General features: G+C 50.7%; 12 protein-coding genes and 1 pseudogene. 12 read left to right on the top strand and 1 reads right to left on the bottom strand.

Annotated elements, in window-relative coordinates; all coding sequences use genetic code 11:
* Positions 1–72 precede the first annotated feature (72 nt).
* From LQR33_RS02810 to LQR33_RS02770, 10 genes are all read left to right on the top strand, one after another.
* Positions 73–501 carry a hypothetical protein gene (locus tag LQR33_RS02810; RefSeq protein ID WP_231467423.1) on the top strand — a complete coding sequence of 143 codons (429 nt, stop codon included), beginning with the start codon at positions 73–75 and terminating at the stop codon, positions 499–501.
* On the top strand, positions 501–878 hold the full coding sequence (locus LQR33_RS02805; protein ID WP_231467421.1) for a hypothetical protein: 378 nt from the start codon (positions 501–503) through the stop codon (positions 876–878). The genes LQR33_RS02810 and LQR33_RS02805 overlap by 1 nt, the downstream gene beginning before the upstream one ends.
* Entirely contained in the window at positions 866–1840 is a 975-nt protein-coding gene (locus LQR33_RS02800) for a hypothetical protein (RefSeq protein WP_231467420.1), read from the top strand. Before LQR33_RS02805 ends, LQR33_RS02800 begins: the two co-directional genes overlap by 13 nt.
* Entirely contained in the window at positions 1840–2151 is a 312-nt protein-coding gene (locus LQR33_RS02795) for a hypothetical protein (RefSeq protein WP_231467418.1), read from the top strand. Before LQR33_RS02800 ends, LQR33_RS02795 begins: the two co-directional genes overlap by 1 nt.
* Positions 2151–2381 carry a hypothetical protein gene (locus LQR33_RS02790; protein WP_231467416.1) on the top strand — a complete coding sequence of 77 codons (231 nt, stop codon included), beginning with the start codon at positions 2151–2153 and terminating at the stop codon, positions 2379–2381. Before LQR33_RS02795 ends, LQR33_RS02790 begins: the two co-directional genes overlap by 1 nt.
* Complete coding sequence (locus LQR33_RS02785; RefSeq protein ID WP_231467414.1) at positions 2381–2548, top strand: hypothetical protein; 168 nt, start codon at positions 2381–2383, stop codon at positions 2546–2548. The genes LQR33_RS02790 and LQR33_RS02785 overlap by 1 nt, the downstream gene beginning before the upstream one ends.
* A gap of 5 nt (positions 2549–2553) precedes the next feature.
* Positions 2554–2850, top strand: a complete 297-nt coding sequence (locus tag LQR33_RS02780) for a hypothetical protein (protein ID WP_231467411.1) — start codon at positions 2554–2556, stop codon at positions 2848–2850.
* Complete coding sequence (locus tag LQR33_RS02775) at positions 2837–3583, top strand: hypothetical protein (RefSeq protein WP_231467410.1); 747 nt, start codon at positions 2837–2839, stop codon at positions 3581–3583. Before LQR33_RS02780 ends, LQR33_RS02775 begins: the two co-directional genes overlap by 14 nt.
* 96 nt (positions 3584–3679) lie before the next feature.
* Entirely contained in the window at positions 3680–3970 is a 291-nt protein-coding gene (locus LQR33_RS24370; RefSeq protein ID WP_378108673.1) for a DUF4224 domain-containing protein, read from the top strand.
* Between the two features lies 1 nt (position 3971).
* A complete protein-coding gene (locus tag LQR33_RS02770; protein WP_231467408.1) occupies positions 3972–5057 on the top strand; it encodes a tyrosine-type recombinase/integrase in 1086 nt (361 codons plus the stop codon).
* Positions 5058–6218: 1161 nt separating this feature from the next.
* Here LQR33_RS02770 and LQR33_RS02765 read toward each other — a convergent pair.
* Positions 6219–7345 (bottom strand): annotated as a pseudogene (locus tag LQR33_RS02765) (IS3 family transposase); the annotation flags it as partial.
* 523 nt (positions 7346–7868) lie between these two features.
* On the opposite strand from LQR33_RS02765, the gene LQR33_RS02760 reads away from it, so the two are divergent.
* Complete coding sequence (locus LQR33_RS02760) at positions 7869–15818, top strand: SDR family NAD(P)-dependent oxidoreductase (protein WP_231467406.1); 7950 nt, start codon at positions 7869–7871, stop codon at positions 15816–15818.
* Between the two features lie 46 nt (positions 15819–15864).
* On the top strand, positions 15865–26697 hold the full coding sequence (locus tag LQR33_RS02755) for an SDR family NAD(P)-dependent oxidoreductase (protein WP_231467404.1): 10833 nt from the start codon (positions 15865–15867) through the stop codon (positions 26695–26697).
* Positions 26698–26749: the final 52 nt, after the last annotated feature.

The raw sequence follows: 26749 nt of genomic DNA, 5'->3' as shown, positions 1-26749 counted from the left end.
GCATACCGACGGATGTGCACAGTGGTGGGAAGTTTTCTGCGACGGCAGCCCCGAACTGCACAAGGAGACCGCATGACCACGCAAACCAACACCAAAACCACCACACCGCCGGAGTTCGTGGCCACCTCCTACGCCCGCACGCTGAATGCATGTCGGGCAATGGTATCGGCTCAGCACGCTGGACCAATCACACCGGACATGATGGCAGCGTGGGATTGCGGGCACCGCGTCGTGAGAGAAGCAGAAGGCCACGCCATGCCGGTGATCAAGACCGTTTCGATGATGCAGGAGGCGCTGAAAGAGGCTGAGGACGAGCTGTGCCGCCTCGGAGCCGAGCTCACGAATGAGGGGTGGAACACCTGGAACATCAAGCTTGCGTTGGATGTGGTCCGCATCGCGCTCTACGGCGGCGATGGCGACGGCCAGGGCCCGGAGCATTTCGAAGTCGCCAGGGCCGCGCTCCAAGCGCAGCGTGACAAAGAAGACAAGGAGGTAGCGTGATGCAACCCAACACCCAACCCCGCCAAGTGTGGAGCCACAACGGCGAAACGTTCCAAGCCGACTCCCTGCGCGAGCTGATCAAGGATTACGAGCTGGAGCCCGGCTCCGTCGTACATGTCGGTGACGTGCAGGAACACGGCACGAACTGGATCGACGCGGACGACGTGATCGAGCAGATTGCCGAACGCGGCGACGATGAGGGCGGCGAGTTTGCCGACGATTTCCCGGACGTGCCTGACGAGGCCAAAGCCGAGCTGGACACTTTCCTGACGCGCTGGCAGGCAGAGCATTGCGTGGCCACGTTCTTCAACGTGGTGAACGTCCGGCAATACACCATCACCGAGGCGGACATTGAGGAGGCTGCATGCAAACCCTGACCAAACTGGCTAGCTCGCAGCACGGGATCAGCCCCTACGGCGTGGACGCCGACTATTTTCACCGCAAACTGGCTCGCATCATCCCAAGGCTGGAAAACTACAGGCCAGGCGAACTGGCGCGCGAATTCGCGCAGATGGCCATCACGGCAGACGCTGATGCGGCTCGCGCCGAGCTGTCGCTAGCCTCCGGACAGAGTGGCGAGGCGGTGGCTGAGATGTGGGCCGTGTACTTCGATGGCGAGGGCACTCGCTACTCATCGGGGTTCGTCACGCCGTGGAAACTGTACGAACATCAGGAGGCCGCCCAGGCAGAGGTAGACAGCCTATCTGACCTGCCGGGCAGGTACATGGCATGCAAGGTTTTCATCTACACCCGCCCGCAGCACGCGGCGGCCGTGCCGGATCGGTGGCGCGATGTGGTGCGTGACCTGGTCGCCTTGGCACGAGTGGTATCTATCGCTCTAGACGACAGCGAAGAAAGGCAAGGCGATGGGGGGCGCGTTCACCTTATCGACAGCGACAATTTCGACGAGGTGTGCGGCGTTTTGGACAAGCTGGAAGAATTGCCAGACGACAAACCCGGCTACTCGCTCGGGCCGGCCGGCAAAGCTGAATGGGCGTTGAGCCACCTGCTCGCCGCCGCGCAGCAGCTCGCACCACTATCTGCCGCCCTATCCGACATCGCCGCTGAGCGCCGCCGGCAGATCGAGGTCGAGGGTTGGACGCCGGAGCATGATGACCAGCACAGCCCTTACGCCCTGGCAGTAGCAGCCGGCTGCTACGCAATGTCCACGCTTGCATACCCTGTAGGTGATCCTCCGCCGTCCTGGCCGTGGGATGCAGCCTGGTGGAAGCCCAGCGAAGATCGCCGCAATCTGATAAAAGCCGGCGCGCTAATCGTGGCTGCGATGGAGCGGATCGATAGGGCCAACGCTCGGCTGCCGCAGGAAGGGGGCAAATAATGGGCGGGATTCAGAACAACATCAGCGCGCAGCAGCAGGGCCATAGCCCTGCTGCCGAGATCCGAATGGATGGCACCGGGCGCAAGGCGGCAATTCTTACGATGGAAGGGGAGAAGCTGCCGCCGGGATCCCCGCTGTTTGCTGAGCCGATCCTGCCTGGCCAGCAGCTGCCAGTCGTGATCGATGAGATTGCCCAGCAGTGGGACGGCTGCATCTACGATTCGCCCAGCGGCGACATTGACATCGGCCAGGCTATTCGCGCGGCAGGAAAGCGGCTGGTGAGCGAGCAGCCGAAGGGAGGGGGCGAGTGATGCGCAAATACGAATTGCCGCCGATAAATATCCAGCGACCACGCATCATTGAGCACCATGCGACACCCATCAGGCCGTCGCAACATGGCAAGTACTTCAACTCGTGGGAGGAGGCTCACGCGGCGCTGTTGGAGCGGGCGCGCAAGCTAGTCGTGATTAGCGAGCACAAGCTGGCTGAGTCACGGCAATTCCTCGAAAAGGTCGAGGCAATGCGGAAAGGGGGCAAGTGATGGCCACCACGAAACCCAAGAAACCAAAGTGCCGCACCTGCGGCGGCTACTGCGGCAAGAAAAAGGGCCAGCGCTGCAAGTTCGCTGCAAATGAGTCGAGGCGGCAGGCCAACGAGCTGTGGTCGGCTCTGACGGCTGGGATGCGGCAGAAAGGAGGGGATGAGTGATGGCCATGACAAGAACTTACATGTGCCTGTCTGTTCGCGGTGCGATCAACGACCTGCAGCGCCGGCGCAGCCGAAAATCTACAGAGTATCGAGACGACACCGGCCGCGCGCTGTACCGCGAGGAAGCTATCGACGCGCTGATGGACGAGCTGGCCAAGGGCCGGGAGGTCATCCCGATGCACAAGGGCTGCGGCAACCCGTGCAAGAACAGCTGCCAGTGCAAGGGATTCGACTACAAGGCCGGCGGCGGCTGCCCAGGGCATCCTATCGACGAAAAGGTGTCCGCCCATGCTAACCCCTGACCCACCTGCCACCCAGCAGAGGTATAGCGATGCCGACTACCTTGCATTCGACCCGTTTCAGGGCGATGAAGCAGAGATCAAGTGCCACTCGACAAAAATCTGGACCGCCCGGAAACAGCACCTGTGTTTCACGCTGACCGGCCGGCAAGATCATCACATCGAGTCCGGCCAGCGCTATCGAGGTGCTGCCCGGGGCGGCGGGAAATTTACGTCGTGCATGGATGTCAACTATCCGACCAAGATGGCACTGACAAGGTTCTGGTTGAGTCGGGGCTCGATGCAGCAATCGACGCGGCGATGGGTTGGCAATGCTCCAGCTGATCGGGCTGGTGCAGCCAGATCCAGAGGAGGGCAACACTCCGCCGAGCCACCAATTAAATTAGGTCAATGGTATAATGCGAATGTGTCATTGACTCATATGTCAAAAAGGAAATCAGGAATGGCCCTTATCAAAGCTATTAGCAACTACTTTGTAAATCCTGAACATGTTGGACATGTCAAGCAGAATGTCAAATTTGATACTCCCAATAGTACAAGAACTAGGATTACAATCGTTTATGGTGCATCAGGTCAGGATGTAATGTTTGAAGTAAAAACAACAATAAGAACAGACGATCAAATAGGAATAAAGGTAGACAACCTACTTCATGATGAAATTATTCTTGCAATATCCGAGCAGCGCGACGCCAAAGGGTATGAGGAATTGCGTCTGCAGTGTGAAGGTCTGATCTAGTGAAATGCCATTAACAAAAAGCCTCTGCATGAGGCTTTTTTTAATGGTTGAGTCCTAGAGTAATGAATTTAGATTTCAAAGAAATTACTATTGAAAATGGCCGCTAAGTGCGGTCTTTTTTTATTTAATGCAGAGGTTCATGTTATGGACGACGCTATCCTGACATACGATGAATTGAAAGACATCAGCGGGTTCAAGACGGCATCCCGGATTTGTGAATGGCTCACTTTGAATAAAATTCCCCACCTAACAAATGGCCGTGGCAGGCCTTTGGTTTCTCGAGTGGTGATTAGGACTGCGCTTGGAGAAAGCCAGAATCCTCAGAATTTTCGAGCTGAACGCTCAATCAATCGAGATAAATTAAACCAAGTATCCAGAAGGCAATAACATGGCCAGGCCCAGGAAAAAAGACCGTGATCTACCGCCGAGGATGTACCGCAAGAATGGTGCTTTCTATTACGTCACGCGTAAAAACGAGTGGATATGGCTCTCCAGGGAATTGGAAGAGGCAAAGCGGCGCTGGGTCGAGATTGAGGCACCATGTAGCCTTCCGTCGCAAGGCATGTTGGCAGTTTTCAATCGGTACATGGTGGAGGTCATGCCAAGGAAGGCAGCCTATACCAGGGAGCTACAGGCACCTCAAATGAAGTTGCTGGAGGCGGCATTTGGTGATTTTCGGCCGGACGAAATCAAACCAAAGCACATTGGCGAATACCTGGATGCGAGGCTGGAGCAGGACGCCGCGGTGGCAGGAAACAGAGAAAGGGCATTGTTAAGCAATGTTTTCACGTTTGCGATGCGCTGGGGGATTGTTGACAGCAATCCTTGCCGGGGGGTGACAAGAAACAAGGAGCGTCCCCGCGACCGGTATGTCGATGACGCTGAGCTAGAGAAGTTCCTTCATTTCTGCCGGAATCTTGTGCACGGAATGCTTGCTGAGAGGGAGGGGCAGGCCCCGCGTCCCACAAACAAAAATTACCTTGAGCCGCTGATGTCGGGCCAGGTCGTGGCCGCCGCCCTTGAAGTTGCCTACCTGACAGGCCAACGGCGTCAAGACATCTTGAAACTGCCGCTGGCGCATATCCTTCCGGAAGGGCTGAGGGTGAAGCAATTGAAAGGAGTTGATCGCAAGCCCATCACGGTACAGATAGAGTGGTCGCCGCGGCTCTCTGCTGCAATCGGCAGGGCCTTGAAGTTATGGCGCCCGAAGGATTCGCCATATCTTTTCGTTAGCACTCGTACGGGACAGCCTTACACATCAGATGGGTTCAAGTCGTTGATCCAAAAAATTCAGCGAGCATGGGCCGCCGCCGGCAATGAGCGGTTCCACTTCCATGATGTTCGAGCCAAGGCGACAACCGACCTGCTAGAGCAGGGCGAGATAGCCAAAAATACCACCGGGCATACTAACGACGTGACTCCAAGTGCGGTCTACGACCGCAGGGCAATCCGCAAGGGAAAACCGGTCAAATAATCCTCTAATATTGAGTTTTAGACGGCGCTGAAATCCAATATCCACGGGGTTGATTTTTCGGCAAATGTCATTTTTATTAGAGGCGATACCACCTAAAACCCTTATCTGGCTTGATTTTTAGACTGATGTACCCGCTAACTTGTAATCAGGGGGTCGCGAGTTCGATTCCTGCCGCCGGCACCAAATTATAATCAGGGGCTTGCATTTGCAAGCCCCTGATTTCATTTCAGAATCCGCCAATTCTGGTCGTGCTGTTCAGCGCATCAAATCCCACTCAGCTGCTTCTACAAAAATCGGCAACCTTCTACAAAAATTATTCCCACGCAGCTCAGCTAACCAGATTCAGGAATCTCACACTGGCCATGTCCTGATGGCTCTTCAGTGCATGTGCATACACGCATATACGTATGCGGGGGCGTCATGCGCATGGGGGGCTTTCCAAGGTTATGGGGGGTCTAAAAAAATAGTAACATCGGTAACCCATCATGCAGAAAGGCCATTTCTCTCAGTAAATTCAAGGTATTGCGAGGGATGGCGAAAAGTAAGCAATCAATAACTAAGAAGTAATCAGATGACCTCTCTATCTTGTAACGTTTTCATTTTTTACTTCCAATAAAATCAATGACTTATATTTTGGTCACTGCATCTGTTACCGCAGATGACCTTGAGAAATAACCTCGTTAATCCTTGTATTTCAATGCTTTATATGGCGAAATCGCCGCCGCCAGTCCTTGGTTGCCATTTCTGCTTCTCCTTCTCCAGTCTTTTTGACGCTCCTCCCATCCCGTTATGGCCATGTTCGTCCCTCTGCATGGGCTTGAGTGCATGAATCCGCAAGTGTTCCAGCGGGTTTCTATTGTTCACGAGGCCCGGTACTGACGGGCTTTCCAGCCGACTTATGCAGTTGCACGCTTTCCCACACATGAAGCGGGCGGGGCGAGGTCTCGACCGCGCGCGCTAGGTGCTGCCCCAGGTGCTAAGCTAGGCTTCCGAGTTTGTAGACTGGTACGTTTCATAGAATCTATGATGGACGATAGCCCCTCAGAGCATACGGGGAATTTAAAATGGCAAAAGAATACGATCATCTTCAGAGTTTTGAATGGCTTGGTTTGTTTTGAACTGAATCGCCCCGGCTTCTCTAGATACTTGTGAGCTGTTGGAAAATTGCTTCTCAAACTCTACCGGCGATAGCCCATTAGCGGAACCATGCCGGCGTTTCGGGTTGTAGAACATCTCAATGTAATCGAAGATGTTCCGCCGGACTTATTCTCTGTCGTGATAGGTTTTCCGCTTGATGTGCTCACGCTTCAGCAACTGAGAGACACTCTCCGCCACGGCATTGTCGTGGCAGTTTCCGCGCCGACTCATGCTGGGCATCAGGAGATGGGCCTTCAGGAAGTCCTGCCAGTCGTAGCTACTGAATTGACTTCCCTGATCGGAATGCACCAACACCTCCTGCTTGGGCTGACGTCGCAATACCGCCATCAACAAAGCATTCAGTACCAGCTCTCTATCGATACGTGACTGCATCGACCAGCCGATGACCTGCCGCGAGAACAAATCGAGCATCACCGCCAGATACAGCCCCCCCTCATGCGTGCGGATATACGTGATGTCGGTCACCCAGGCTGCATTCGGCGCATCCGCAGAGAACTGGCGTTGCAAGTGATTCGGTGCCACAACCGCCGGACGGCCATGGTAATGCCTAGGCCGTCGATGGTATCCCGTCTGCGAACGCAGCCTCTCCAGCCTCATCAGTCGCGCCACACGATGTTTGCCGCAGCGCTCTCCTTGAGCCCGTAGGTCGTCATGCACCTTGCGGCAGCCATAGACACCGCCGCTCTCCAGCCATGCCTGTTTGACATATCCAAGCAGGCGCTGTCTTCCTGCGCCCGGTCGGAGTGTGGAGAGGCGATCCAAGCGTAGTAGCCACTGGGATGCACTGACATGACCCGACACAATCTCCGGATAGGAAACTACTGCGTGTGAGCCCGGATGAAGGCATACCTTACCCGGACTCCTTAGCAAAGTATGCGGCGGCCTTTTTTAGGATGTCGCGCTCCTCCGTTACCCGTTCCAGTTCTGCCTTGAGACGACGAAATTTCGGCGTGCTGGTCTGTTGCGGCGGCAGGTTGGATTCGTTTGGGGTCGTAACGTTTCAGCCATTGATACAGGCTGTGGGTAGATACGCCGAGACGACTGGCTACCTCGGAAACGGGGTAGCCACGCTCGGTGACTTGTTTGACGGCTTCCTCTTTGAATTCTGGGGTGAAGCGCGGTGTGCTCATGGACATCCTCCTCTGCTCAAATCATAAGGCAGGAATGCCTACAGGAGCCGGGTCAGTCCAGTTAATAAAATATTAATATTGATTTGAATTATACTAATTAGTATGCCATTGTCAAATAAATGCATATGCAATATTCTAGCAAGGTGATTCATGCAGCTGGTTGAATAAGTCAAGACGTAGATTGTTTTAATAATGACATTTGTCATTATTCCTATTCTGGTTGTTTCAAAATGCTGTTGCAAGGATTCCGAGATGTCCTCAATGCAGCATGACCAAAGTATGCGGTGGACTGCTTGATTAAGTGCGTCCACTTAATGATTAGGGCATGAAGGAAGCGAATTTTAAGTTGCTTGAGCGTATTACCTATATCGGCTTTTACAGTTTTTCTTAGTTGGCTCGATTAATAATGCCTAATACTGTGTGGGCGTAGAGTGTGGCCGAATAGCTTTCTGGCATGGATTGCCAAAACGAGTGGCTGCAGGATTTCTATGCAAGGTCAGTTAGTGCAAAATGAGAGAAAGAAATGCTATCTGTAATAAATCGTTATTCTCATGGTTTTGTAGCTATCCCTATAGTCCTTGCGTGTAAATATCTTAAGTTGTTTGAAGTTTTTAAGGGTAGGGCCTTAACGCTAACTGAGCTTGCTGATGAGCTGAAAGCGAATAGCGGCTTCTTATTGGCTGCTTTGCGATTGCTGGAGTCACTGCAATGGATCTCTAAAGACAATACTGATCGATACTCATTGACAGCCCAAGGGCTACGTGATCATGAAAAAATTCCAGAAACAATAACGTCCCTTTTGGATTTTCCTGTTGATCGATATCTAGAAGATCCAAATAGTCACCTCTCGCTCAAAGAATGGATTGACTGTTCTGTTCAGGGGTGGGGTGTGGACAGCATTCTGCTGCAATATTTACTAGACGGCATGCTGATGACTCCTCTGCTACTTGGCTTGAGGCAATCCAATTTTTATGTGGTAGATGAGCGTGCTATTAGCTTCGCAAAGTTAGCGCCAGTAGCGAAGGAAGAAATACTTCGCTTGTTTCAACATAACGAGTGGTGTAGTGAAAGTGTTAACTCAATAGAGTTGAATGATGTTGGGAAATTCATGATGGAGCGCATCATGAATACAGGCACGGTCGTTTCCTATACGCCGATGTTGAAAAAAATCGGTCAACTGATAGGTGGAAACCCTGCGGAGCTGTTTGTCACCGATAAGGATGGACATGAAACTCATGTTGAGCGAACATTAAATGTTGTATCAAGTGGGTTTCAGCATGATCGTTATTTTCGAGCAATGGAAGAAATTTTTGCTTCCATATTCAATGAATTGCCAGTTGAAAATCAACCAAATTATATCGCCGATGTGGGGTGCGGCGATGGAACTCTGCTACGTCGAGTTTATAACATAATCCTGAAGACTGAGCGTGGTAGAGTTTTGCATAAACACCCATTAACCTTAATCGGTGTTGATTATAATCATAAGGCCCTAGAGGCAACAAATTCTACTTTGAATGATATCAATCATTTAGTTTTGCATGGTGATATAGGAAATCCAAAACAAATTGAAATCGACCTTGAGCAGCATATAGAAGATGTAGAAAAAGTATTATATGTGCGCTCTTTTCTTGATCATGATAGGCCATTTATCGAACCGGACAGTATAGATCAGATACAGCAGCGCAGCCATGTGAAGTATGATTGCATTAGTGTCGATAAATTAGGTTCGCTGATTCCTCCAGCTTTAGCAGTCCAGAGTCTTGTCGATCATTTAATTAAATGGTCCAGCATCCGTAGTAAATATGGGATTATTATTCTAGAAGTGCACAGTTTGTCGGCAGGAACTGTCGCGCAGTATGTGAACGAAAGTGAAAATCTCCATTTTGACGCCTATCATGCGTTTTCCAAACAGCATCTAGTCGATGCGCCCACCTTCTTAGCTGCAGCAGCTGAAGCTGGTCTTGTTTTTGAAGAGCAGTCATCGAAGAAATACCCAGCAATATTTCCATATGCACGAATCACCCTGAATCATTTCCGTTTAAAGGAATACCAAATTCGGGTGGCAAGTTATCGCGATATCGAAGATTTAGTCAATCTTGAAAAAGATCTTCCAGCACCATTGCGCTCATCGTCAATTGATATTGAGCAACGCATAAGCGATTATCCAGAAGGCCAAATGCTCCTAGTCGCTGATCAGAAGTTGGTTGGTGTTATTTATTCTCGGCGCACAACTCAAGATCGTGTTGGTGCTTTTCATTGCTCCAGGCAATGGGAGCACCATAAAGATGGTAGCGTTGTTGAATTGTTGTATGTCATCGCGCCAGATCCGAAATTAAAAAATGAGTTGCTGATATTTATGAAAGGCTACTCTCGGGTCATGAATTGCATTGATCAGGTCGTAGGTGAAAATGATTGCATGAATTTTGGATGTGATGCGAATAATCTGGATTGGTTTGATGATGTGATCGCGCCCATTAAAAAATTCGTTGATTGTTATGATATCAAGCCTGAACAAGATACTTTAGTTGCGGAAACAATATTAGAAGACTTTGGTGTCAGGTGGCTGCTAAGTATTTTTCAGTCAATGGGGGTCCTGCGAGAACGATTCGAAATTTATTCATCTGTCGATTCAATAGCGGCACAGCTGGGGATTTTGCCAAAATACAAATCACTATTTTCATCTCTGATTGGCATATTTGAGCGGAAAGGTCTTCTTGACCGTCAGGCAGAAGGGTTGAGTACGACAGAAAAGATTGAGAATTTTGGACTGGCAGACATTCAGTGCGAATACACAGCATTCAAGCATATATTTCAGAAAGAACACCCTGAGTCAGTTCCGTTTATGAACCTGATGGCGACATGCCTTGGTAGCTATGGCGAAGTCTTGACGGGAGTGAAGGAGGCAACTGATATTGTTTTTCCGCAAGGCTCAGTGGAATTATTCGCTGGAATTTTCAAAGATTCTAGCGTTGCTGATTACTTCAATAGACTCACGGCCGAAATTGTTCATCAATACTTGGCATGCCACATACGACATGGTGCACAAGAAAAGCTTCGTGTTTTGGAAATCGGTGCGGGAACTGGTGGCGTCACTAGATTCGTGTTGGATCGTTTAGGCGAGCAAGCAGAGGGCATTATTTTTTATTATACCGATATATCGTCCACTTTTGTGCGATATGGGCAACGAACATTCGGTGCAATGCATTCTTGCATGCAGTTTGAACGACTGAATATAGAGCAAGACCCTGTAGAGCAAGGCTTTAATCTTGCCGATTTTGACTTGGTTTATGCGTCTAATGTTTTACATGACACAAAATTCCTCATGAACACGCTTAATCAAGTTGGCAAGCTGCTTCGACCCGAAGGGCTGTTTATCTTGAATGAGTTTACCGTCATGAAGGATATATTGCTGTATACGGGTGGTCTCCTGCACGGCTGGTGGTTGTTCCAGGACCCTGAAAACAGACTTCCTAATTCCTGCCTGCTAGATGTGCCTCGTTGGAAGAGTGTTTTGGAAAAGGCTGGATTCGGTAATTTTTCAGCACATGGGTTGCCATTTGATGAAACACTAGACCATTGCAGGCAGAGTGTAATGTTCTGCACAAGGAATGGCACTGAAGAGGGCATTGAGTATGGCATATCGGTAGATAGGAAAATTGAGCAAGCCGGCATGCACGTCGTTCCGTTGGAGGAAGAACTGCCTCTCTCCTCGTCATCAGTCAAACCCACCGTAATAGAGAGCATCCATCCCATGGTAGTAGAGGCCATTCGGGAAATTATTGGTGCCAAACGATTTGCGCAATTTGACACTGCAGTACCCTTGATGGAGCAAGGTATCGATTCTCTAGAAATGGTTGAGTTGAATGCCTTGTTCAAGCGGAAAGCAGGAATTTTTCTAGAAACTACTTTTCTGTTTCAGTTTAATACAGCCGAAAAGTTGAGCAGCTATTTCAAGGGTAAGTGGAAAGATAACAAGAACAGGCTGGCTGACACGCAAGCTGATGTTGAACAGAATGACGGTGTGGAAAATATAGGTGAAGTGCTAGCTTTGCCTAAGAAAAAGGTTTCGCGAGGTCTTGTTGATGAGATCGAGAGTATCATTTCTGGTCTTATCGGCTCCAAAAGAATGGCTCAATATGAGTCAGAACTGCCTCTGATGGAAATTGGAATCGATTCACTGGAGCTGCTTGAACTTCGAACTATTATCAGCAAGAAGTTTGGTATAGCACTCAATGCTGCCTTTTTATTTCAATACAATACATGTGACAAGGTAGCCGCATACCTAGAGATGAATGGAGTTGCACTGCCTAATGAATCGTGTGATGAAAGAAAAACTACACAGGCAGTAAAAGATATCGATGAAAATGCTGCGCAATCGGATTTTCATGCAGAGGATTTGGCCGGGAGTATTCGATCTGGTGATATAGCAATCGTTGGGATCGCACTTAGATTTCCTGGAAATGCAAACGATCCAGAAAAATTTTGGGACTTGCTTAAAACTGGTACTAGCGCTATTAGGTCATTGCCACTTAATCGTTTGGACTGGCCTGCTGATGTCGATGTGGCAGGAGAAAAATCGTATCTGACCCAAGGAGGATTCTTGGATCGGATTGACGAATTTGATGCGGATTTCTTCCGTATTTCTCCTATGGAAGCTGAGTTAATGGACCCGCAGCAAAGAATGCTGTTGGAACTAGTTTGGGGAGCGTCGGAAAATGCAGGCTACAAACCTTCCGGTTTGGCGGCTAGTGAGACTGGGATTTATATCGGGGCGTGTCATTTTGAATATAGAAGCTTGTTAGAGCAAAGCGGTACTTCTCAGAGGGCATTTGTAGCGACGGGAAGCAGTGGATCAATTCTCGCGAATCGTATTTCCTATTTCTATAACTTTCAGGGGCCAAGCCTAGTTGTTGATACGGCTTGTTCCAGTTCTTTGATGGCCGTGCATCAGGCAATTCGAGACTTGAGAGAAGGGGCGTGCCGGCAAGCATTTGTTGGCGGTATAAATCTGATATGCAATACCGTGAATGTGCTTGCCTACGACCATGCAGGGATGCTGTCGAAAGATAGCAAATGCGCGACATTCGATGAAGCAGCAAACGGCTACGTGCGTGGAGAAGGCGGAGCCATAATTTTTCTTAAACGTTTGCAGGATGCGATCGATGATAAAGATCATATATACGCTGTTGTCAAGGGTAGTGCTGTAAATCACGTTGGTCAGTCAAGCTCATTAACTGCGCCGAATCCTGAAGCTCAAGGAAAGTTGATTATTCGGGCGGTGGAAGATAGCGGATTGCATGGCGAAACCATAAGTTATATAGAAACCCATGGAACAGGAACCAAGCTAGGAGACCCTATTGAAGTAGAAGGGCTTAACCAGGCATTTACTCATTTTAATGGCGCAATGACATTACAGTCGCTAGGCATGTGTGGAATAGGCTCTGTCAAGAGTAATATTGGTCATCTTGAAGGTGCATCTGGCATTGCAGGTTTAATTAAAGTTGCGTTGAGCTTAAAGAATCGCATGATTCCCCCGACGCTAAATTTCAAGCGTTTGAACCCGGAGATTAAACTCGGGAAATACTTTCACATAGCAAATAGATTGAAACAGTGGGAGGTAATGCTTGCTGCTGATGGCAAAGCAATTCCCAGGCGTGCAGGCGTTAGCGCTTTTGGTTTCGGTGGTGCAAATGCTCATATCGTTCTCCAGGAATATCCCCAGCCAAGTAAGAGGATAGATGAAGACATGCTCTATCTATTCACCTTGTCGGCGAGAAATGAGAATAGCCTCCTCGCTATGGTGAAGCAATATATCGCTTACCTTGACTGCGTAGAACATGATTTTTCATTAACGGAGCTGAGTTACACTCTTCAAGTCGCACGCGAAGAAATGGATGAGCGCCTCGCTATTGTATTTGATAGTAAGGAAAAATTGATTTCAAGATTGGTATCTGTTACGGAAGGCGTGGGTGACAATGCGATATATCGAGGCAATCGCAAAACAACTCTATTTTCGTCTTTGAAAGTCAATGAAAAGAACCGAGATGCAGAAAGTGCATTGCAATGTAGAAATCTTCATGAACTGGCAGAATTGTGGACCAAGGGTTTATCCATAAATTGGCAAGTGCTTTACCATGGGAAATCGGTTCGGCGAGTCGCGCTGCCTGGATATGTTTTTGCCAGAGATCGTTACTGGGTCTCAAAGAGCAATCAAGTAGCCGTAAGAAATGAGGGTGTCAGATCATTAGGCGAAGGCTTGTTGGGAACGATAGATGTTGCCTCTTCGGCTAGTCAGATTTTGACGGTTCTTTCTGGCAATGAATCATTCTTGGTTGATCATGTAGTCAATGGCAGAAAAGTGCTGCCAGGTGTCATGTATTTGGAAATTGCCAGAGCTGCGGCAGATGCAATTCTGGGAAAAAAACTACCCAATACATACCTCAGATTAAAGAATGTAGTGTGGTCGAGTCCTGTTTTTGTCGACAACTCTCCCGTGTCGATTTACACGACTATTAAGACCTCAGAGAATAATAAAACATCATTTGAAATGATCACTCGGCTAAATGGGGAGGGCCGCAGAGAACATTTGCACGGGCAGGGTGAGATTGAGTTATTTCAATTATCTCAAACTCCGTTTGTCAACATTGATTCTTGTCTGAGAAGTTGTACTGATAACTCAGTAGACGTAGCTGAATTTTATGAAGCATTCCAATCTGTCGGGATACAGTATGGGATTTCGCACAAGGGTGTAACAGACCTCCGTTTAGGTAAGAACGAAGTGTTGGCAAAGTTGAGCCTTCCTCTGGGAGGTTCCCATGATTGCACCGCAATATTTATGCATCCAGGCGTTCTAGATTCTGCTTTGCAAGCAACGTTCGCTTTAGATATCGCGGCAGCGATGCCCCGTTTGATGCTGCCTTTTATTTTGGATGAAGTTGAAATATTCTCGCCATGTACAAACGATATGTGGGCTTGGATACGTTGCAAAGAAAAAGGAACATCTGACGATAATTTTTCATGTTTTGATATTGACATCTGTGACCATCTTGGAGCTGTTTGCATCAAAATGAAGGGATACCGATCCAAAATGCCAACTGCGGCATTTGGCGGAAAATCTATCCAATCGGAAAATTTGATACTTACCCCAGTATGGGATCCTGTAGCAGAAATTTGTGAAAGTACGATCCCGTCGCCATCGCTGCGCACTGTTGTTATAGGCGCGCGCGCTAGCGAGAAAAAAGCTTTGTTCGAACGTTTTGGCAAAATCCAAGAGTTGCACATTCAGCCAGGTGAGAGCATCGAGTGCATGGCGGAAAAAATTCACGCCTTGGGGTCAATTGAACACATTATCTGGTCGGTGTCTACCAGCGCTTATTTGGCAATGACGGATGAGGCATTGATATCCGAACAAGAAGGCGCAGCGATATTTGGCTTTAGGCTGATCAAGGCGCTGCTGCTGTTGGGATTTGGCTCGCGCGAATTGAAGTGGACTGTGGTGACGACGCAGGCTTGTGCGATTAGGCGAAGTGAGTATCTGTCGCCGCTTCAGGCAAGCATTCATGGGTTGATCGGCGCAATGGCGAAAGAGTTTATTGACTGGAAGGTGAGGCTGGTTGACATCGAAGTTGACGACCACTGGCCGTTGGATGCCATCTTCAGGTTGCCGACGGATGATGAAGGAAATCCTTGGGCTTTCAGACGCGGTCGCTGGTACAAACAATATTTGATCCCTACTCAAGCATCCAATATCGACACAGAACAATATCGACATGGAGGGGTATATGTCGTCATAGGGGGGGCTGGCGGCATAGGTCAAGTATGGAGTGAATTTGTCGCAGAGCACTATCAAGCCAAACTTATCTGGATAGGCCGAAGGCCTATGGATGAATCGATTGAGCTGAAGCTTAATGCAGTAGCTAAATGTGGACCTAGGCCACTCTATATTAGCGCTGATGCAAGAGACCGTAGTGAGCTTCTGCGCGCTTATGACGAAATCAAACGGCATTACTCATCAATTAATGGTGTTGTTCACTCTGCGATTGTGCTGCGGGATCAGAGTTTGTCCAATATGACTGAAAACCAGTTTCACGATGTGCTTTCATCAAAGGTAGATGTGTGCGTTCGGATAGCTCAAGTTTTTCAGCGCGAATCCCTCGACTTCGCTTTGTTTTTTTCATCGATCACCGCTTTCACAAAAGTTGCAGGTCAGGGTAATTATGCGGCGGGCTGTGTATTTAAAGATGCATTTGCTCATCAGCTCAGGAAAGAGCGGAATGGCCATGTAAAGATTATGAATTGGGGATATTGGGGGACGGTGGGTATTGTCGCTACCAAAGAGCGTCAAGAAAATATGGCTAGGAATGGTATTGGCTCAATTGAGCCTGCGGAGGCGATGAGCGCGTTAAGGGTTTTGCTTTCGTCGTCTATTGATCAGATGGCTTTCTTAAAACTGTCAGATGCTGCTGCGTCTTGATTCTTATTAAGAACGATTTATATCTCGATACTTTCAAGAATAAATTATGATAAGCAAATTAAATATTGATCATGCAGATGGCCTAAGTCTTTACTGTCGTCAAATTCCGTCGGTTCTTGGGCGCGTGGCAGAGAGTATTCCCTCTTACTCAGATAAGTCGCATCTGATTAAGTCACGTGGCGGCTATCGTCGGCATGAAATGGACGAGCTGTTGAGTGCATTGCTATCAGCTCAGCTGTTTACCATGGGGTTAGGGGCTGGAGGACTGGAAAATGCTTCCGAAAGCCTAAGCAAGGCGGGAATTAAAGAATCTTATAGGGATTGGTTTGAGGAGACTGTAAATTTTCTGAACAAAAAAGAGAATTCTCAGTCGATTGAGAAGAAAAAAAAGTCTGACTCCTACAAGGAAGATATCAATAAGCTGTGGGGGCAATGGGATCGGGTGAAACAGCAGTGGGCTCAAGATGGTTGGATGGAAACGCAAATTGTTTTGGTTGAGTCGGCGCTCAGGGCTTTGCCAGATATTTTACGTGGGGATATTCTTCCTACGGATGTTCTATTTCCCAATGCCTCAATGGAGCGGGTTGAGGGAATTTATAAGCATAATCCGGTAGCGGATTTTTATAATCATGTACTTGCTGATGTTTTGCTTCTGTATATTGATCAGCGTCTGAAGCATGATCCCTCAGCGAAATTCCGTATCCTGGAAGTCGGCGCAGGAACTGGCGGTACAAGCGCAATTGTCATGGATAGGCTTAAGCCGTATCAGCGACATGTGGAAGAGTATTGCTACACCGATTTGTCGCGGGCTTTTTTGATGCATGCGGAAAAAGAATATGGACCTGCGTACCCTTACCTTTCTTACAATTTGTTTGATGTCGGCTTATCTGTGTCGGGGCAGGATGTTGAGTTAGGCGGATACGACATTGTTATTGCAGCTAATGTTCTACATGCAACCCGAAATGTTAGGGATGCATTGAGAAATACAAAAGCATTATTGAAGTGTAATGGCTTGCTTCTGTTGAATGAGATTTGCAGCAATGATTTATTTACGCATCTAACTTTTGGCTTGCTTGATGGCTGGTGGCTGTATGAAGATGGGGAATTGCGCATTCCTGGCTGCCCGGGACTATATCCGGAAATGTGGCGTGAAACGCTTCAGGATGAAGGGTTTAATTTAATAAGTTTCCCCGTCTTAAATGTGCAGGACTTGGGACATCAAATTATTGCATCAGAAAGCGATGGTGTGGTGCGCCAGAAGTCAGCCAGATCGCTGAAAATATCTCTCAACTCAAGCGCTGCAGTCAAAGTTGAAGCAGAAGCGGCGGCTCAACAGAAAAGCATAGAGCCTCAGCTTGAGAGTCGGTTGTCGGGCATGCGATTACGTGAGAAGTGTGTAGGTTATCTGAAGAATCTTGTGGCGGAAACCATTAGGTCAGAATCTGGAAAAATTGATAGAGCAACGCCATTAAAAGAGTATGGCATTGATTCGATTCTGATCGTGCAGCTCACTAATAAATTACGGAAGTCATTTGATAGTGTAACCAGTACGTTATTTTTCGATCTTCAGACGATTGATAGTATTGTTGAGAGGCTAATCGATACGGAACAGGCTGCTTTAGTGAAATTGTTTGGCGTCGCCTCGCTCGATGAGAGTGAGCATATTGCCCATAATGATATGCCTGCTAGCTTACGTGATGAAAATGGAAGTGTCGCTTTACAGGGAAATAAATTAGAAGTTTTAGTTAAGGCGGGGGCAGGGAGGAATCTCAAAGATGTTGCGATTATTGGCATTTCAGGAAGATATCCCCAGGCCAAGAATTTGGAAGAGTTCTGGTTAAATCTTAAAGAAGGGCGAAATTGTATAAGCGAAGTCCCACAAGACCGTTGGGACTGGCGAGAGTATTTCGACTTGGAACGAGGAAAGTTTGGAACCACCTATACAAAGTGGGGTGGGTTCTTGACGGAAGTGGATAAATTCGACCCACTTTTCTTCCAAATTTCTCCTTCCGAAGCGGAACGAATGGATCCACAGGAACGATTGTTTCTAGAAGAAGCCTACGCGAGTATTGAGGATGCGGGATATACGCCAGCTGGTTTGAGTGAAAATGGGAAGGTTGGGGTGTTCGTCGGAGTGATGAACGCCACTTATCCGACTGCGGCCAGTTACTGGTCGATTGCCAATCGCGTGTCTTATACGCTGAATTTCAATGGCCCTAGTATTGCGGTCGATACGGCCTGCTCTTCATCATTGACGGCCATTCATTTGGCTCTAGAGAGTTTGCATAGCGGCAGCAGCGATTGTGCTATCGCGGGCGGCGTTAATTTGATTCTCGATCCTGCGCACTTCTTGAGATTGTCTTCCATGTCTATGCTTTCGGGCGGAAATCAATGCAAGGCTTTTGGCAGCGGAGCAGATGGTTTCATTGATGCTGAAGGGGTTGGTGCCCTTATATTGAAACCATTAGAAAAGGCAATACTGGATAGGGATCATATCTATGGTGTTATTAAAGGCAGTATGCTCAATGCCGGGGGAAAGACTAACGGTTATACCGTGCCTAGCCCCCGTTTACAGTCGCAATTACTTGTCGATTCTTTCAATTGGGCGGGAGTTGATCCGACAAGTTTGAGCTATGTAGAAGCGCATGGAACGGGCACCGCTCTTGGGGACCCGATTGAGATCGATGGCTTGATCAAAGCATTCTCTCGCCATGGCAGCGATAAACAATATTGCGCCATTGGGTCGGTAAAGACCAATATTGGGCATTGCGAAAGTGCGGCTGGACTGGCGGGTGTGACTAAGGTGCTGTTGCAGATGAAACACCGCGTGCTCGTTCCTTCCTTGCACGCGGAGGTTGTCAATCCGCAAATCGATTTCTCTCAGACGCCTTTCTTTATCCAAAATAAATTGACTGAGTGGCAGGAGCCGGAACGACTGATAAATGGCAAAGTTGAGCGGCATGCCAGAAGGGCCAGTGTTTCATCATTTGGCGCCGGAGGGGCAAATGCTCATGTTGTGATGGAGGAGTATCGCTCGCCGGAAAATAATCTAAGCCGAGTGGAATTTTCCAGCAAGCGCCCCGCGATTATCGTGTTGTCGGCAAAAGGCGAGGAACGCTTGAGAGCTCGTGCGCAACGCCTTCTTTCCGCGCTGAGCCAGGAAGGTTTTATTGAAGAGCAATTGCATGATATTGCCTATACCCTGCAAGTTGGCCGCGAGGAAATGGATGACCGTCTTGCGCTGACTGTGACCTCGCTGAAAGAACTTGCGCTGAAGCTTGCCGGCTACATTGAAGGTAAGTCGGAAGTTGAAGGTTTATATATCGGAACGCGCAAGGCGTACAAAGATATGCTGCGGATCTTTGCGGATGATGACGATATCGCGCAAACAATGGATATATGGTTCAAAAAGGGCAAGTACGGAAAGCTGGCGGAAGTTTGGGCTAAAGGTTTGGTGATTCAATGGAACCGTTTATATGATGGCTTGCGACCTTGCCGGCTGAGCTTGCCATCCTATCCATTCGCGAAGGAAAGATATTGGATATCTGATGATAAGGCAAGCTATGGCCGCGCAAACGTTAAACGAAGCGAGCGCCTGTCGAACCGTTCTGAGTTCGTTCTTCATCCCTTATTGCATCGAAACGTATCAGATTTTTCCGGCCAGAAATATGAAACCATATTAAACGGGCGGGAGTTTTTCCTTGCAGCGCATATGGTGGGTGGCGCGCATATTTTGCCGGGTGTAGCGTATCTTGAAATGGCAAGAGCCGGATTCTGTCTGGCGGCAGGGCAGGAGGCCTTATCAGAGGCCACAATAGTGATAAGAGACGTTGTCTGGTCCAGCCCAGTGGTGGTTGACGAGCCTGTTGCCAAGCTGCATTTAACGCTGACGCCGGAAGAGGAAGGATGGGTAGGCTATCAGATATGCAGCGATTCACTCCAGGGCCAGGCTGTTGTCGCACACAATCAAGGATCGCTTGCTTTTATCTCTCCTGTCGATCTGGGGGCTTTGAATCTCGATGAAATGCGCATGGCTTGTGAGCGCATGCGAAGAGAAGACTTGTATGACGAGCTAAAACACCAGGGCATCGAGTATGGCGAGGCCTTCCAGGCTGTGGCAGATCTGTATGTCGGAGACCGAGAGCTTTGGGCGAAACTTGTTTTACCTGAAATGCTAACGGATACGCAGTCGAATTATGTTCTGCACCCCAGCCTGATGGATGCGGCATTGCATGCTTCTGCAGGGTTCGATCTCTTGAAGAACGAAGAGTCGCCTCCAGCGCAGTCCAAATTTTTATTTGCGCTTAAAGAAATTACGATTGTTGGCGCCTGCGGCAAGACGATGTGGGCACGAGTCCGGCGACAAGGCCCGGGTGGCGTCGCTAGCGGTAGCGAACGCCTTGAAATCGATATGTGCGATGACGCTGGCAAGATCAGCGTTCGATTGCGGGGCGTGGTTTCCAAAGTTGTCAAGCCATCGGCTTTTAAGGCAGCCAATGCTTCCGCGTCAAATTCCCTGGTAGGTAGAGCTGTAACGCTGGTGCCTGGATGGGAGCCCATGGCGCTGCCTGAACAGGGGATTATTTCGGATGATGTCGGCGCGGCGGTGGTGTTCGGCGTATCGCAGTCCCACCAAAAGAATCTGATCGGCAGTTTCCCAGATATACACTTTGTCAATGGCCTTGAGAACAACACCCTGGATATATCGCAGCAACTGCGAGGCATCGCAAATCTGCGCCATCTTATCTGGGTTGCGCCACATGATATTGTCTCGGCTGTGGATGACGAACGGGTTATCGAAGGACAGCGTGCTGCTACGCTGTTGCTGTTCAGGGGCGTAAAGACTCTGGCTTCACTAGGCTACAGCGCCTTGGCAATGCGGTTAACCGTGATTACCACGGAGAGCCAGGCTGTGCTCGACTCAGAAACCATCACGCCCACTCATGCCAGTTTGCATGGCTTTGCCGGCGCGCTCGCTAAAGAATTCCCCAACTGGTCGATTCGCCTAGTGGATATGGGCGCTGATGAGTCGCTGCCATTGGCTGACATCGTGAGGTTTGCTCCAGCTGATCGTGAGGGCAATGCGTGGGCTTTGCGGCGGAATGTCTGGTATCGACAGACGTTCGCGCTTGCCGAAGGCGGCGCACGGACCCATGGCTTGTATAAGCATGGCGGCGTGTATGTGATTATCGGCGGCGCCGGCAGTCTTGGGGAGGTGTGGAGTCGTCACATGATTGAGCGCTTCCAGGCGAGGATAGTCTGGATTGGCAGGCGCGCCAAGGATCAGGAAATTCAGGCCAAGATAGATGCGTTGGCGAGTATTGGAGAGGCGCCATTTTATATATCTGCGGACGCGGCTGATCGATCTGCACTGCAAGGTGCTTACGATCTTATCAAGCGCCGCTACGGCAAGATCGATGGGATTGTTCATTCGGCTGCCGGCATGCTAGGCAAGCAAATCATTGATATGGACGATGCGAGGTTTCGCGAGGGGTTTGCGGCAAAGGTCGATGTCAGCGTGCGACTTGCGCAAGTCTTCCAGAACGAAGCGCTGGATTTCGTCTTGTTTTTCTCATCCATTATTTCGTATGCGCGAAATGCCAGGCAAAGCCATTACGCCGCGGGATCGACGTTCGCGGACGCTTTTGCGCACCGGCTAGCTAGAGAGTGGCATTGTCCGGTGAAGGTCATGAATTGGGGGTACTGGGGCAGCGTCGGTCTTGTCGCAGCCTCTGATCATTTCCAGCAATGGATGGCGGATCATGGCGTGGGATCGATAGAACCGGAAGAGGCGATGGATGGCCTGGATCAGTTGCTAGCTTCAGAGCATAGGCAAATGATTTTCATGAAGGTGACATCCCATGCCGGCTGGCAGGGCATAGAGCCATTTGAAAAGGTTGAGACGTTAGACAAAGCGCTGCCAGCCACGCTGAGCAACTTAGATGGGGATGCGAACCTTGGCCTTTCCGGCCGATGGGAATTGGATCGCCTCATGCAGTATTTCCACAATGAGGAATTCGATGACTTGATGCTGCGAATCATGGAGAAGCAGCTGGAGGTTTGCTGCGATGGGTTCTTGGAGCGACACGATAGCGCAAAAAATATTGAAAGTGGCCCACCTATTGATTTGAAGTATCAAGGATGGCTGCAAGAGGCGCAGAAATTATTAGCGAATAGGCACCCGTCTTCTGTTCAATCCAGTTTGCATGGCGATGCGCTTTGGCTGGAATGGGATAGACGATCGGCAGGTTGGCGTGACAATCCTGGTCTGCGAGCAAAGACCGTATTGGCGGAGAAAACGCTGCGCGCTTTGCCCGAGATACTCACGGGAAAGACGAGAGCGACCGATATTCTATTTCCACAATCTTCATTGGATTTAGTCCAAGGTATTTACCGTGAAAACCCTGTTTCAGATTATTACAACCGGATCGTGGCGGAGGCTGTTGTTCGTCATGTGAATGAACGCATTCGCCTGCAGCCGGATGTCCGGATCAGAATTCTCGAAATCGGCGCGGGGACGGGAGGTACGAGCGCGATGATTTTCTCCGAGCTTCGAGGTTCGGAGAAAAATATCCAGGAGTATTGTTATACCGATCTTTCCAAGGCTTTCCTGCTCCATGCGGAAGAGTCCTATCGCGAGATCGCTCCCTATCTTCGTTGCCAAACGCTCGACATTGAAAAACCTGTCGAAGAGCAAGGGATCCCGCTGGGAAGCTACGATCTAATCATCGCCGCGAATGTTTTGCATGCGACCAAGAACATTTTTTCCACAGTGAAGAATGCCAAGGCCGCGCTCAAGAAGAATGCGCTCATTGTATTGAATGAGATGAGTCGCAACAGCGTGTTTGCTCACCTGACATTCGGCTTGCTGGATGGGTGGTGGCTGTATCAGGACGCAGCGTTGCGAATTCCCGGGTGCCCGGGACTTTACCCGGAACAATGGCGGCGCATTCTGGAGCTGGCAGGGTTTCAGCGCATCCAGTTTCCTGTCGCGGAAGGGCATGGCCTGGGGCAGCAAATCATTGTCGCCGCCAGCGATGGCATCGTTCGGCGCCGCCTGGAAGCGCCTAGCGGCACGGCGCCGGCGCAGATGGCTGATCTCACACAACGAGCCGCGCCAAGCGTTGAGCAGCATCAGTCTCAGGGCGCGCGCAAGGCCTCGCTTCCTGGGGCTCAGTTGAAAGACCTCGTCCGGGAGAGGTTGGCGACGGCGCTCAGAATGCGCCCCGAAGCGATTGATGCCGACGAAGCGTTTTCACACTATGGCTTGGATTCAATCCTGGGCGTGAATGTCGTCAAAACCATTAATCAGGCGCTTGGCATAGATTTGGATACGACCAGTCTGTTTGATTACAGCTCGGTCAACCGTCTTGGCGCGCATATTTTGTCGACCTATGGAGACCGCTTACAACTCAATCCCGCAGTCGAGCGCGTTGCTGCGCCTTCGCTGACTCAGATCCGTCAGCTGGCGAAGCCAGCTGGCATGTCGGCGGTTGTCGCTACGGCGGGGAAGGCCGAATCGCATGCCAGCGCCAATGGGGAGGAGCCGATCGCAATTGTCGGGGTCAGCGCGCGATACGCGCAGTCCGATAATTTTGAGATGTTGTGGCAGAACTTGGCAAACGGTGTGGACCTGGTCGGCAAGGCTACGCGCTGGAGTGCCGCCGAGCATTCGGTATACGGCGATAGCGAGATATGCCAATTCGGCAGCTTTCTGAGCGAGATAGATAAGTTCGATCCATTGTTCTTCAACATTTCGGGCTTAGAAGCGAAGTACATGGATCCGCAGCAGCGGATATTTTTGGAAGAGTCCTGGAAAGCGTTGGAAGACGCAGGCTACGCAGGCGCCGGGATAGAGGGCAAACGTTGCGGCGTGTATGTCGGTTATAACGGCGGCGACTATCAGCGCTTGATCGAGAAGGATGCACCAGCTCAGGCGATGTGGGGCAATATCGGCTCGATCATTCCGGCCCGGATTTCGTATTACCTTAATCTTCAAGGACCTGCGCTTGCGATCGACTCCGCATGCTCGAGTTCTCTCGTATCGTTGCATCTTGCCTGCCAGGCTTTGCGGGCTGGCGAGGTCGATATGGCGCTCGCCGGCGGCGTTTATGTGCAATCGACTCCATGGTTCTTGGCCGCGGGCCATCGAGCCGGCATGTTGTCGAAGACGGGACGTTGCTTCACTTTCGATGACCGAGCGGATGGTTTTGTGCCTGGGGAAGGGTGCGGGGCGCTAGTTGTGAAGCGACTCAAAGACGCAATCGCGGACGGCGATCACATTTACGCTGTCATCAGCGGATCGGGTGTCAATCAGGATGGCGCAAGCAATGGGATAACGGCGCCAAGCGCTTTGTCTCAGGAGCGGCTCGAGTGCGAGGTGTACGATCGTTTCGGCATCGACCCGGCCCACATTCAGTTGGTCGAGGCGCATGGCACGGGAACTCAGCTTGGAGATCCGATTGAGTTTCGCGCGCTGTCTAGTGCATTCAGAAAATACACCGACAAAAAGCAGTACTGCGCGATCGGCTCCATCAAAACCAATATCGGGCATACCACCGCGGCAGCAGGGGTCGCTGGCGTCATTAAGATCCTTGCCGCGCTCAAACATCGGCAGCTTGCGCCGTCGATTCATTTCCAGAACGAGAATCCGAATATCAGATTCGAGCAAAGCCCTTTCTATGTGAATACGGAATTGCAGCCGTGGACGGTTGAGGCCGGTGTGAAGCGTCGCGCGGCTGTCAGCGCATTCGGACTGAGCGGCACTAACGCGCATATGGTTATTGAGGAAGCGCCGGCGATCATGCGTCGCCATCGCGACCGCCCAGGCTACATGATCGCGCTGTCAGCGCGCACGGGCGAACAGTTGCGCCAGCAGGTCGAGCAGCTCGCGGCTTTTGGCAGGAAGACGCCCTCTACCGATTGCGGCAATCTCAGCTTCACGCTTTTGCTTGGCAGGAAACACTTGTCTCATCGCTGGGCGTGCATCGCGCGCGACTTGGACGAGTGGCTTGAATTGGCTTCCGGGTGGCTAGAAGGCCGCGTCTCGCCGCAAGTGCGCGTTTCCGCATTGGAAGAGAAGGAGATCGATTTGCCGGACTCCCTGAAGAGCCTAGCGAATCAGTGCCTTGCCGATTGCCGGGAAGAGCAGGATGCCGGCGTATATTTCGAGCATCTCGCCGTCGTAATGGATTTGTATGTCCAAGGCTATCGAATCGACTGGCCCAGCCTGTTCGCCGGTGATGGGTTCGCAAGATTGGCTTTGCCGACCTATCCCTTCGCCAAGGGCGCGTATTGGGTATCGGCTGGTCGACCCGAAGCGGCGCGTCCAACGACGCCATCCGTATTGGCTGACGATGAAGGCCGGATAGCGCTTGAAGCAACGGGCGAGCGGCCGACTGTCATCGAGGCCCAAAGCGGCGACGCCATGCCGTTGCTTGACGGCACGGTGATGTTGACTTCGGTGTGGGATACGGTGGAAGTCCATGCATCGCCACGACACCGCTCCGAGGCCGGCACGTTCGTATTGATGGGCGGCGATGCAAGCGTGCAAGAGCAGGTGCGCGCGATGCAGCCCGGTTGGCGCAGGCTGCTTGTCGCAGCGGATGACACGATAGAAACGATCGTGGCCAAGTTGGCGGAATGCGGGCCTATCGGGCACTTGTTCTGGTGCGCTCCCGAGACGCCGATCGCTTCGGCGGCAGATGACAAGCTGATTGATGCCCAGAGTGACGGCTTGCTCAGCTATTTCCGGCTTATTAAGGCGCTTATTCATTTGGGGTATGAATCCAAGCGCCTGTCCTTGACCACCGTTACGACTGCTGCGTTGAGCCTTGGCGAGGAAGAGGTCAATCCCGTCCATGCGGGGCTCCATGGCTTTATGGGATCTCTTGCTAAGGAGTATCCGGCATGGAAAGTGCGAGTTGCCGATATGGACGCAGCCGAAGGCTGGCCGGTTGACCAAATATTGAGTCTGCCGCCTTGTCCAAGTGGCAATGTATCGGCTTATCGCACGGGCGAGTGGCACCGAGAAAAGCTGGTTCCCTGCAAGCTTCCTTTGCCCCGAGATGGGCATGGCAAGCGAGGCGGCATATATGTCGTGATCGGCGGCGCTGGCGGCATTGGCGCGGCATGGAGCGAGCACATGTTGCGCCGTTATGGCGCGCAGTTGGTGTGGATAGGCCGACGCCAGAAAGATGCAACCATCCAGGCGCAGCTGGATCACCTCGCTGTTTTTGGACCCGCCCCGCACTATATCGCGGCGGATGCCGCCAGGCGCAATGAGTTGGAAGATGCCTATAGGGAAATAAAACAGCGTTTTGGACGGATAGACGGCATCGTGCATTCCGCGATCGCGCTGACTGACAAAAGCATCGCCAACATGACTGAAGGCAGATTTCGAGCTGGGCTTTCGGCCAAAGTCGATGTTTGCGCCAGGCTCGCGCAAGTATTTGGACGCGAGCCGCTGGATTTCGTCCTGTTTTTCTCCTCGATCATCTCTTTCACCAAGGCGGCAGGCCAAAGCAATTACGCGGCGGGTTGCGCGTTCAAGGACAGCTTTGCGAAACGACTCTCGCAGGAGTGGCCATGCAAAGTCAAGGTAATGAATTGGGGTTACTGGGGCAGCGTAGGCGTAGTCGCTTCAGAGGCGTACCGCAAGCGCATGGAAAAGATCGGCGTGGCGTCCATTGAGCCGGCAGAGGCGATTGACGGCCTTGACCGGTTATGGGGCGGGCCATTGGGGCGGGTTGGAATCTTGAAGACCTCTCGGCCCATTGCCATGGATGGCGTCGATACCAGCGAGTCCATAGAGTTCTACGAGAGAGAGCGGTTTGCCTCAGCGAAGCTCCCGGCCGAAGGGCTTGAGCATGCGGATTGAAACGCTTGTCGAGAATCATCCGGGTTTCCGCCGATAGGGCTGTTGAGTCGGA

The sequence above is a fragment of the Chromobacterium piscinae genome (genome assembly GCF_021129175.1).
Lineage (GTDB): Bacteria > Pseudomonadota > Gammaproteobacteria > Burkholderiales > Chromobacteriaceae > Chromobacterium > Chromobacterium piscinae.
This window is presented reverse-complemented; position numbering and strand designations above follow the sequence as displayed.